This window comes from Streptomyces phaeoluteigriseus (assembly GCF_001896135.2).
Classification (GTDB): domain Bacteria; phylum Actinomycetota; class Actinomycetes; order Streptomycetales; family Streptomycetaceae; genus Streptomyces; species Streptomyces phaeoluteigriseus.
Window position 1 is genome coordinate 1 of the sequence record NZ_MPOH02000077.1, and the last position, 9248, is coordinate 9248.

A 9248-nucleotide genomic window follows, 5' to 3' on the forward strand; every position below is an offset into this window, starting at 1 on the left:
CATACATCTACCTCGGCACCGTCACCCTCGCAGCCCTCATGATCTGGCTCCGCACATGATCCGAGAAACAGCGCCTAACTCATGACATCAAACTGCTTCTGGTCCCTCGACCCCCAAGAGTCCGTGGCGCACGGCACCGCCGTTGACACGGTTAGCGGGGGCTCCGTGTCGCGGGCTCCGCAATCGTGGTGCGGCTTTCGACTCAGTCCAGGGCGGCGAGGTGGTTGGCAGCGCCCCCGCGCCACTCCATCAGGAAGAGGGTCGCGTCGTCGCTGGTCGTGCCGCCCCGTTCCTCCATCAGGGCGTGGGAGAGAGCGCGCACCACCGCACGCACTCGTTTCTCTGCGTGCTCGATGCGGTTGATCCAGTGGACGAGTTGTTCCTCGCCGAACTGCTCTTCGCCGGCTTCGTGCTCCTCGATGAGGCCGTCGGTGAAGCACAGCACCCGGTCACCGCGTTGGAGGGTCTGCTCGCTGACCCGGGGCTGTTCACCGCCGAAGCCGACCGGCAGGGTGGTCGGGCTCTCCAGTTGCCGGACGACCTCGTGGTTACGGATCAGCAGCGGTGCGGGATGGCCCGCGTTGACCCATTGCAGATGGCCCGTTGCGATATCCAGGCGCATCATCTGTGCGGTGACGAAGTGCTCGGGCCCGAACTGCCCGGCGACGGCCTGGTCCATGAACGCGTAGATCTCAGCCAGTCCGATGTCGGCGCGTCTAGCGTGCCGGTAGGCGCCGATAGCGACGGTCGCCATGGTGGCGGCGTCCAGGCCGTGGCCCATCGCGTCGATCACTGCCAGATGCAGGATGTCGTCATTGAGGGCGTAGTCGAAGCTGTCGCCAGCGACCTTATAGGCGGGCTCGAGGATTCCGGCCACCTCGACCTGCGGGACGGACATCGCCAGCGGGGGCAGCAGGGACCACTGGATCTCCGCGGCCAGGCTCATCGGCTCACGGCGCCGGGCCTGGAAGAACCGGTCGGTGTAGCTGTGCTTGGTGACCAGCGTGTCGGCGACCAGGCCGGCGAGCCTGCGCAGCAGCCGCCGGTCGTCATCATCGGCGGTGTCCATGGTGAGGGCCATCACTCCCACCTGGTCACTGCCGTCCAGCAACGGCAGGTACATCCGGACCCCGTCGGCCTGCGGCACCTCCACAGGCGTCGCGGACAGGAAGGCCGCGCCGGCATGTGAGTCACCGATCGGCTCGGGCTCGCCGACGGTCAGCCGCCTGCCCGGCAGCGGCACCAGCACCCGCTGGCCGTAGTCCTGCAGGAGGATCGAGACGTCGCGGCCGCCGACCCTGGCCACCTCTTCCGCGACCAGCGGGGCGATCAGCTGCGGAGGCATCTCATGCGCCCGGTCCAGCAGTACCCCCAGTAGCCGCTCACCGAACCCTTCAGACCGGTCCACCATGGCCTTGTCAAGCCACCGCTCGCTGTCCGCCATAGCCGCCTCCTTCACTCCACCAGAGCCGATTTCGCCTGCTGGACGAGTGGTCCGAGGGGCCGCTCACGGGGCGGCATGGTGTTCGGCCTCAGGGTCTTGGAGCTGGCCCGGCTCACCTTGCACCGCAGAGCCGACGCCCGCCCCGACACGCTCGGGTCCACTCCGGCGGTCACGGAAGATCCGTTCGAAGACCCACTCATCTGTACACACGGGCTCCTGACACGACCGTGATCAACCCGCACAGAGTGACGCGGCCGACCAGACTGAAGCGCCCATTACGCCAAAAGCGGCATGTCATACCAGGTTGGTGCCGTCCGGACTCATCGATATTCGGGCCGTGCCGGAGTGCGTACGCGCCTTTCGAACTGCCCGAGAAACGCTGCTCCTCGTCATCTACAGAGCCACCTGCACGGATGCGGCGCCGTCGGCGAGGCTCGCGCAAGAGAAGTCGCAAGAGATGCCGCAGGAGAAGACGCAAGGGTTGGCGCAGGAGATGTCGCCGCGCGGCAGACCGGACCGCGGTTCGAACAGCAGTACCTTTGCCCCGTGGCAGCCTCGTACGACTTTCCCCAGTACCTGACCGACTCGCCACGAACTCCGTCAGGTCTGCGCTGAACTGCAGACCCTCTACCAGCGGGTGCCGTGGTCGGCCGAACCTCTGGACGCCTGGGAGACCCACAAGAACGCCTGGCGGCCCGCGTCCCGACCCGCCTCCCCCGGCTGGGACCCCCAGGACGCGACGGAGATCGCCCGGCTACGGAAGCGGGAGCTCGAACTCGCCGGAACGATCGTCACGCACGCGTACTGGAGCGAGTTCGCCCCGGCCGACGTCCTCGCGGCCCGTACCGCGCTCAAGCACCACCACGAGCAGCAGCTGGCCGACGCCTCCAGCTAGCCGCCAACCGCTTCCCCGGCTGCCGCACCGTCGGCGACCCCAGTGCGGCGGCCCCGCCCGGCGCGCAACACCAGCGAACGCGCCACGATCCCCGGCAGCGTCCACGCCGCCCATCCCGCCCTCCCACTCCTCACCTCCAGCCAGGGCATGGGCGAAGGGGGGCGCAACGGGGATGTCAGCAGGCCGACCACGCCGTACGCCCGTGGTGACCTGGTCGGACTCCAGGACGCTGGGACGGCCTGCGCAACATCCACCGCAACCCTCAGCGCAACACTTCGCGCAACATCCACCGCAACACCCAGCGCAACCCAGGGCCTTGTGAGGCGGAGCGGCTGGCGGGCGGGCTGGTCACCACAGCGGCCGGAACCTACTCGGTCGGGTGAAGACGCCAGGGCCGGAGAACTTCTGCGGGTTGCGGCGCGTAGTGCCAGGCATGAGGGAGATCATGGACGCGCACGTGGCAGAGCCGGGCCTGGCTGTGGTGGAGGTCGCGGCCGCCGATGACAAAACCGCGCTCGCGGTCCAGGAGCTGCTCGCCGCGCGGTGCGCGATCGCACCGGCGGACCGTACGACCCGGGAGCCTGGCGAGCCCGGTGTACGGCTGCGCTGCTTCCTGGACCTGCGCCAGGAGCCCGGTTCGTAGCACTGCGGGCTCTGGCCGCGTCCCGCTGACCAGCCATGGTCGGGGTTGGCGGCAGCGTGGTCGGTGCCGTGGTCGGTCTGGCCATCGGTGGGGGCGGTCGTCCAAGGTGGCGCGATGAGCGAGCTCCGACCCGGTGACATTACTGACGAGATGCGCCAAGCCATGGACACGGCCCGGCGGCAGGGACTGCAGAAGGACCTGCGCACCCTCGCGGCCAACATCCGCGCTGACGCCGAAGGCCGCTACACCGGCGCGGAGCCGGGGTGGCAGGCCGGAGTCGAGTGGACGCTGCTGTGGATCGAGAACACCGCCAGTCAGCTGACCGAGGGCAGGCCGTCGTAAGCCGGTGGTGCGAGCGGGCAGCGCGCTGACCTGCCGCGGTCGGGCTGGTGGTCGGGGCTGTGGTCAGGGCGTGTCGCCGGAGTAGTGGAAGCGGCAGCTCACACCCGGGCCCGTTGAGCGGGGCTCGCCGGGGCGCGGGTCGTACAGCGACCGCCCGCCGGGGAACTGCCCGAGCTCGGTGGACAGGGCCACCCCATCGTCGACTTCCACGGTCCGCCATCCGTGGATGTCCAGCAGCAGGCCGTCCAGCGGTCCTCCGACCAGTTCGGCGTAGGTCCGGTGCGGGAGCGGGCCGGAGTTGGGGTCATGGTGGTCGTGGTCGTAGACGCGGCCGTTCAGCAGCTGCTCGTCTCCGTTCATGCCGTCCAGCCTCGCAGCCGCCACCGACAACGCCCGCGCGGCGGCGGGCCCAGCCCGAGCCTCCATTCATCCAGGCCGGGCCGGGCCCGCCGTGCTCACCGCGCCTTCGGCAACGCGTCCAGAGAGCGGCGTTCCTCCCCCTCGCCGCGGCCGGCCACTCGCCACACCGGCTCATCGGGGCCGTGCTTGGTCAGCTGCCCCAGCGTCGTAGTCGCCACGATGATCCGGTAGTTCACGCCGTGGACGTGCTGGGCGCGCTGGTGGAAGGCCGCTTCCCGGGTGGCCGGGGCCGCGCGGCGCGGGGCCGGGGCGAAGACGAACAGCACCGGCAGGAAGGACCGGTCCAGGGACGGCCCGGCGTAGGTCTCCTGCCAGTGGCTGCGCGGGGCCCTGGCAGCGTTGCCGCGTCCGGACGGCGGCGCGTTGCGGTAGGCGTCGTAGCGCTCCAGCTTCGCGACCAGACGGGCGTACGACATCGTGCGGTCGATCTCCACGAACGCGCAGGAGCCGTTGTTCAGGAGCACCACGCCGTCGGGCACCAGGTTCCCGGCCGGAGTGGGGTGGGCGACTTCCACCTGCCAGTCGGCGCAGTCGGCCACCTCCGCCTGGTGGAAGGCGACGACGGTGTCGACCAGCGCGAGGCCGTGTTCCCGAAGACCCGTCTTGCTGGCGGCGATGCGCTTGCCGGTGGTCCGGCCGGCCTTCGGCGCGAGCTCACCGGAGGCGGCGGCTTCGGTGAGACCGGCCGGGGTGCAGTACCAGTAGCTCTGCTGGACGCGGTGGGTCCGGCCGACCAGGGCCGGGGATTCGTCGAGCAGGTTACGCAGCGCGCGACGGACGTGATCGGTGTCTTGCTGGTGCGGCAGCAGCAGCGCCTTGAGCTGGCGGGGTGTGGCCAGGCGCAGCTGGGCGAGGGTGAGCAGGACCTCGCCGCGGATGTCCGCGCCGGCCTTCGTCGCCGCCGTCTTCCGGGCCCGGGACGCTTCTCCAGGCACATCAGCGCTGGGAGAAGAGGAGTTGCAACCGGCCGGGACGGGGCGACAAGGGGTCTGATCAGCGACAACCGCCAGACGACGGCTCGGAACTGCGGGGCTGGGAGCGTGGCTTGCCGCAGGGCTCGCCTCGGGGCTCACTGTCGCAGCACTGTCCGAGACGGTCGGCGGCGTCGGCGGGACGGGCGGGAGGGGTGCGGTGGTCATCGCGTCGTCGGGATTCTCCGGCCGTACGCGGCCGGATCGGTGACAGGTCGCCGCACGCGCGAGGCGTACGGGCCGAAGCCACCGTGAGGAAGCACCCCTTGTCCGCTGTCTGTTCAACAGCCAGCAGTGGTGTCCGTTTTGCCCCCTTGACCACCCCTTGGCCGACGGACTTGTCCGTGGCCGATGCCACACCGTCCGGCCGCAGTTCAGCGGGCGGGGCGGGTGTTGGACGGCGAGGACCCGAGCCGCCAGTCGGAGGGCTTGCGGGAGCGGAACGTCTCGCCTCTCTCGATCGCCGCCTTGTTCCGTGCGAACTCCCGCTCGGCAGCTGACATCTGGCGGGGCGCGCAGCCCGGGTGTCCCCAGCTCTCCCCCGCCTTCGTGATGACCTCGCCCTTGCCGTAGTCCTTGAAGCAGGCCGGGCAGGTGCCCGGGTAGGCGGCCCGGACCGAGCCGCGCGGCAGCGGCACCGCCTTCTTCGCCGCGGTCTTCTTCGCGGCCGGCTTCCCGCCGCCCGCCTTCTTTGCGGCCTGCGCCTGCCTGATCGCCTCGCGCTGCGCCTTGCCGAGCCTCTTCTTCGGCTGCTGGCCGCGTGCCGCCTTGGCGGCCTTCTGTGTTGCGGTTCACTCCCGCACCGGTGCCCACGATGCCGTGCACTCCCGCCAGGCGGTGCGCATCGGGGTGCGGGGTGCGCACCGCACCCCGCATCCGTTCACCCAGCGTGAAGCGCGCATCCGACGCGGCCCCTTTGGACAAGGGGTGCGCACCGACCGCAACATCCCCTGCGCACCGTCACCCTGCGTATGTGCGCGGCGCGGCGGGGTGCGCAGTGCCGGCCGCACGATGATGCGCACCGGGCGGCAGACGGGAGTGCACGACACCGTCGGTGCGCGGGCCGGTACGCCCGGCGCGGCTGGCCGTGCGCACCCGATTGTTCGCGGCGCGGTGCACGGCGAGCGCACGACATCGTCGGTGCGCGCACCGGATGCCGGGATGCCCCTCATTCACCGCGGGCGCCGTCGGCGCAGGCGCGCGGACCACCACGGGCTCGGTCGGCCACCGGGGTACTGCTGCGATCGGCGCCGGACCGGCGGCGGCTCCAGAGACGCATACAGCGCCACGCGCAGCCAGGACGCGTCGGCGAGCCGCTGAAGGTGCTTCAGCTGCTCCGGCGAGAGGTACGGCGGGATCTGGTCGACCATGCGGGCCTCCACGCTTCGGCGAGTCGGTCTCCCGCACCCTCGCCCGTCCCCGCCGCCTCCAGAGCGTGCGCTTGGGCCGCGTCCCGGCAGCTGGCCCGACGACTTCGCCGTCCGTTCCGCCGGGCGGGCTCCGGTCTCCCTCAGCGCCCGCGGCCGCCCGCTCCCCTGCCCTGGTCCGGCTGCGCCGGGTGCTGCCGCTGCTGACTGCCCGGATCGGCGGCCGGGGCCTGGCTCGCCTGCCTCGTCTGGTCCGCCTGTTCTTCGACCGTGCCGCCGCGGGCCTCTGCCGCGTAGGTGATCGCGGCGATACGGGCGAGGTTCTGCGGCGAGGTCATCCACGTCTCGGGGGCGGTCGTCCGGCCCTCCAGGTCCACGCCGGCGACTGCTACATGGCAGGCAAACGCCGACGGGCTGTTGGCCGCGACGAGGCTCGCCGCCTCCTGGCCGACGGGCTGCGGGCCTGTACGCATTGCCGGCCCGACCCCAGCTGGACATCATCGACTTATCCGACGGCAGCACCCCCGCGCCGATCCTCATGCCGTCTGAAGGACACCGTCGATGCCCCCCGCTCCCCCGCCACCGGTGAACGAGCCCGACCCGTCCGCGCTGGTCTGCCTGGGCAGCCAGGCCGGCCCCTGCGCCACGTGCCAGCGCAAGACCCACAAGTACGGCCGCGGCGGCAGCCCGCTCTGCCAGTGGTGCATGACCCCCGTCATGCAGGCATGGGGCACCACCGTCCGGCACACCAACACCCGCACCTAGACCAACCCGCCCACGAGTGCGCCGGCAGGCGGCATCGTCAGTCTGCCGACGGAATGCGCGCGGCGATCTCCTTGGACAACCCGTCCGCCTCGGCCGCGACCGGGCCACCCTCCCGTGCGACCGTCCGCAGCAGGGCGTGAGCCTCCCCCAGCGTCAGCAGGGGGAGGCGCTCCTCGTCGTACTCCACGGGCGCGAAGTCGATCTCGTCAAGCTCAAGGTGCGCGTAGTCGTCCATGACCGTCACAACGCCCCCAGCCCGGTCACGGATGCCGGAAACACGTGCAGCCCCTGCCGCGGTGAGGACACCGGGGCAGGGGCTGCGACGAACGAAGGGTGTGGTCGTGAAGGGCGGTCGCCTACGCGGCGAAAGGCTCTGCAGGGCTTCAGCCGAACGATCTTCCCTGCAGGCTATAGGTGAGGCCCGGGGACACTGTCCCCTCCACAACCACACCCCCTACAACCCACCCACCCCAGCACGCATTCCCACCCAGGTCCGGGGGCCGACCGCCAGCTCCTTCCCCAGCTCGGGAAACTCAGGACAGGAGCCCACTCTCAAGCTTGCACCCGGCAGGGCTGCACGGAGGTCAGGCGCTGCGTGGCCTGCCGCCCGCGGACTTCTTCGTTGTCTTCTTCACCGCGGTGGTCTTCTGCTCGGTCTTCGATGCCGTCTTGCCGGCCGGGGTCTTCTTCGCTGTCTTCTTGGCGGCCGTCTTGTTCTTTGGCAGGTCGTGGACGTCGGGCGTGGTCGGGGCCATGGTCTGGTCCTGGTTGTGGGCGTGACCGGTCCCTTAACCTGCGGTTCCTCCCGCCGTCCGTCGGTCGGCGTCTGCAAGCACCTGGACAGCCCGCTCCTTTGTCACCCTGCTCAGACGGGCGTACGGGAAGTCAGGCCCCCATGTCGGGTCCCAGCCGGGCGCGTTTCGGTACAGATGCAGCAGTGAGTGAATGCCGCGCCGCACGGCATCCTTGTGGGCCGGCCGCCTGACGGAACTGAGCATTTCCAGCTGGTCGACGATGCGCTGCAGCAGATCGACGTAAGCACCTGCGCGATGGGGACCCCAGTTGAAGTACAGACGGATCTGCTCGTCCGTGAAGCCATCGGATCGAAGCGCGCTGGCCACCTCGTCTGTGGGCTCAGGCCAACCTTCCCCGGCGACGAGAGCAAGCGCCTCATCGGCCTTAATGCACTCGCGCAGGTACCGGATTTGATCGCGCACGGTGTCGTCTCTCATGCACGGCATCATCGCGCCGACCGATGGGCCAGTGGCACAGATCTCCTGAACCGAATGCTGCATCGAGAGCGGGCCTTCCCCCTCCACAACCACACCCTCCCTACAACGCACCCACCCCGCCGGGCACTCCCACCCAGGTCCGGGGCAGACCGCGAGCTCCCGCCCCGGCTCGGGGGAAACAGGACGGGAGCCCACTTTCCAAGCTTGCACCCGCGGGGTTGATCGGAGGGTCAGGCGCTGCGTGGTCTGCGGCCCGCGGTCTTCTTCGTTGTCTTCTTCGCCGCGGCCGTCTTCTGCTCGGTCTTCGATGCCGTCTTGCCGGCCGGGGTCTTCTTCGCCGTCTTCTTGGCGGCGGTCTTCTTCTTCGGCAGGTCGTGGACGTCGGCGTCGCCCGTCTCGCCGCGGGCGGCCTTCGCCTTGCTTACCGACTCCGTCAACGCCGCCATCAGGTCGAGGACCTTGCCCGGCTCCTCCGGCTGCGGTGCCTCCGGGAGCGGCTTGTCGCCCTGTTTGGCCTCGATCACCTGTGCCAGGGCATCGGTGTAGGTGTCGCTGAACTCCTCGCCCTCCAGGTCCTCGCGGGTCATGGTGTCCATCAGCGCCATGGCGCCGTCGATCTCCTCCTGCGAGATCTCCACCGGCGGCGGCAGCAGTTCGGCAGGGTCGCGGATCTCGTCCGGCCAGCGCATCGCGTGCAGGACGATCACGTCGTCGCGCACCCGCAGCAGCCCCAGCCGCTCACGCCCCGACCAGGCGTACTTGGCGACCGCGACCTTCGCCGACCGCGCCAGAGCCTGCCGCAGCAGCTTGTACGGCTTGGCCGCCACCTGCCCCGCCGGCTGCAGGTAGTAGCCCTCCCCGATCCGGATCGGATCCACCGACTCCAAAGGCACGAACGCCTCGATCTCGATCGACTTCGCCGTCGGCAGCGGCAGATCCCGAAGCTCCTCGTCACTGATCGGGATCACCTGCGTCTTGGTCACCTCGTAGCCCTTGCCGATCTCCCCCTGCCCCACCTCACGGTCCTCCAGCTCACACACCTTCCGCGTGCGGATCCGGCCGCCGTCCTCGAGGTGGTACTGATGGAAACGGATGCTGTGGTCCTCCGTCGCACTGACCACATTGATCGGCACCGTGACCAGGCCAAAACTGATGGCACCGGACCAGAT

Annotated in this window: 13 protein-coding genes; 4 read left to right on the top strand and 9 right to left on the bottom strand. The window is 70.0% G+C overall.

The window, feature by feature from the left end:
• Positions 1 to 202 precede the first annotated feature (202 nt).
• Positions 203 to 1444 (bottom strand): PP2C family protein-serine/threonine phosphatase, encoded by a 1242-nt coding sequence (locus BM536_RS38985; RefSeq protein WP_073499554.1) that lies wholly within the window; start codon positions 1442 to 1444, stop codon positions 203 to 205.
• Between the two features lie 637 nt (positions 1445 to 2081).
• Here BM536_RS38985 and BM536_RS38990 point away from each other — a divergent pair.
• The 3 genes from BM536_RS38990 to BM536_RS39000 all read left to right on the top strand — a co-directional run bounded on the left by BM536_RS38990 (position 2082) and on the right by BM536_RS39000 (position 3324).
• On the top strand, positions 2082 to 2339 hold the full coding sequence (locus BM536_RS38990; RefSeq protein WP_342748885.1) for a hypothetical protein: 258 nt from the start codon (positions 2082 to 2084) through the stop codon (positions 2337 to 2339).
• 433 nt (positions 2340 to 2772) lie between these two features.
• Positions 2773 to 2982, top strand: coding sequence for a DUF6207 family protein (locus tag BM536_RS38995; RefSeq protein ID WP_073499556.1), 210 nt, complete (start codon positions 2773 to 2775; stop codon positions 2980 to 2982).
• Between the two features lie 114 nt (positions 2983 to 3096).
• Positions 3097 to 3324: a hypothetical protein gene (locus BM536_RS39000; protein WP_143651181.1), complete on the top strand. Its 228-nt coding sequence runs from the start codon at positions 3097 to 3099 to the stop codon at positions 3322 to 3324.
• Positions 3325 to 3387: 63 nt separating this feature from the next.
• Here the strand turns inward: BM536_RS39000 and BM536_RS39005 are convergent, their stop codons facing one another.
• From BM536_RS39005 to BM536_RS39020, 4 genes are all read right to left on the bottom strand, one after another.
• Complete coding sequence (locus BM536_RS39005; protein ID WP_073499560.1) at positions 3388 to 3684, bottom strand: hypothetical protein; 297 nt, start codon at positions 3682 to 3684, stop codon at positions 3388 to 3390.
• Between the two features lie 95 nt (positions 3685 to 3779).
• Positions 3780 to 4679 carry a replication-relaxation family protein gene (locus BM536_RS39010; protein ID WP_245874049.1) on the bottom strand — a complete coding sequence of 300 codons (900 nt, stop codon included), beginning with the start codon at positions 4677 to 4679 and terminating at the stop codon, positions 3780 to 3782.
• Between the two features lie 410 nt (positions 4680 to 5089).
• On the bottom strand, positions 5090 to 5353 hold the full coding sequence (locus BM536_RS39015) for a hypothetical protein (RefSeq protein WP_245874051.1): 264 nt from the start codon (positions 5351 to 5353) through the stop codon (positions 5090 to 5092).
• A gap of 534 nt (positions 5354 to 5887) precedes the next feature.
• Complete coding sequence (locus BM536_RS39020; RefSeq protein WP_073499566.1) at positions 5888 to 6085, bottom strand: hypothetical protein; 198 nt, start codon at positions 6083 to 6085, stop codon at positions 5888 to 5890.
• A gap of 558 nt (positions 6086 to 6643) precedes the next feature.
• On the opposite strand from BM536_RS39020, the gene BM536_RS39030 reads away from it, so the two are divergent.
• Positions 6644 to 6847 carry a hypothetical protein gene (locus BM536_RS39030; RefSeq protein WP_094104110.1) on the top strand — a complete coding sequence of 68 codons (204 nt, stop codon included), beginning with the start codon at positions 6644 to 6646 and terminating at the stop codon, positions 6845 to 6847.
• Positions 6848 to 6884: 37 nt separating this feature from the next.
• Here the strand turns inward: BM536_RS39030 and BM536_RS39035 are convergent, their stop codons facing one another.
• The 4 genes from BM536_RS39035 to ku all read right to left on the bottom strand — a co-directional run.
• A complete protein-coding gene (locus BM536_RS39035; protein ID WP_094104111.1) occupies positions 6885 to 7082 on the bottom strand; it encodes a DUF6417 family protein in 198 nt (65 codons plus the stop codon).
• A gap of 349 nt (positions 7083 to 7431) precedes the next feature.
• Positions 7432 to 7602 (bottom strand): hypothetical protein, encoded by a 171-nt coding sequence (locus tag BM536_RS41050; protein WP_158086602.1) that lies wholly within the window; start codon positions 7600 to 7602, stop codon positions 7432 to 7434.
• A 33-nt stretch (positions 7603 to 7635) separates the two neighbouring features.
• The gene (locus tag BM536_RS39045; protein ID WP_245874052.1) at positions 7636 to 8079 is read right to left on the bottom strand and encodes a DUF6221 family protein; all 444 of its coding nucleotides are present in this window, start codon (positions 8077 to 8079) and stop codon (positions 7636 to 7638) included.
• Positions 8080 to 8309: 230 nt separating this feature from the next.
• Positions 8310 to 9248: non-homologous end joining protein Ku (gene ku, locus BM536_RS39050; protein ID WP_094104112.1), on the bottom strand; the 939-nt coding region annotated here is incomplete at its 5' end.

What these genes read in the sequence shown, in the direction of transcription:
- BM536_RS38985 (WP_073499554.1), bottom strand. Translation starts at nt 1,444, where the DNA reads ATGGCGGACAGCGAGCGGTGGCTTGACAAGGCCATGGTGGACCGGTCT.
- BM536_RS38995 (WP_073499556.1), top strand. Translation starts at nt 2,773, where the DNA reads ATGAGGGAGATCATGGACGCGCACGTGGCAGAGCCGGGCCTGGCTGTG.
- BM536_RS39000 (WP_143651181.1), top strand. Translation starts at nt 3,097, where the DNA reads ATGAGCGAGCTCCGACCCGGTGACATTACTGACGAGATGCGCCAAGCC.
- BM536_RS39005 (WP_073499560.1), bottom strand. Translation starts at nt 3,684, where the DNA reads ATGAACGGAGACGAGCAGCTGCTGAACGGCCGCGTCTACGACCACGAC.
- BM536_RS39020 (WP_073499566.1), bottom strand. Translation starts at nt 6,085, where the DNA reads ATGGTCGACCAGATCCCGCCGTACCTCTCGCCGGAGCAGCTGAAGCAC.
- BM536_RS39030 (WP_094104110.1), top strand. Translation starts at nt 6,644, where the DNA reads ATGCCCCCCGCTCCCCCGCCACCGGTGAACGAGCCCGACCCGTCCGCG.
- BM536_RS39035 (WP_094104111.1), bottom strand. Translation starts at nt 7,082, where the DNA reads ATGGACGACTACGCGCACCTTGAGCTTGACGAGATCGACTTCGCGCCC.
- BM536_RS41050 (WP_158086602.1), bottom strand. Translation starts at nt 7,602, where the DNA reads ATGGCCCCGACCACGCCCGACGTCCACGACCTGCCAAAGAACAAGACG.
- BM536_RS39045 (WP_245874052.1), bottom strand. Translation starts at nt 8,079, where the DNA reads ATGAGAGACGACACCGTGCGCGATCAAATCCGGTACCTGCGCGAGTGC.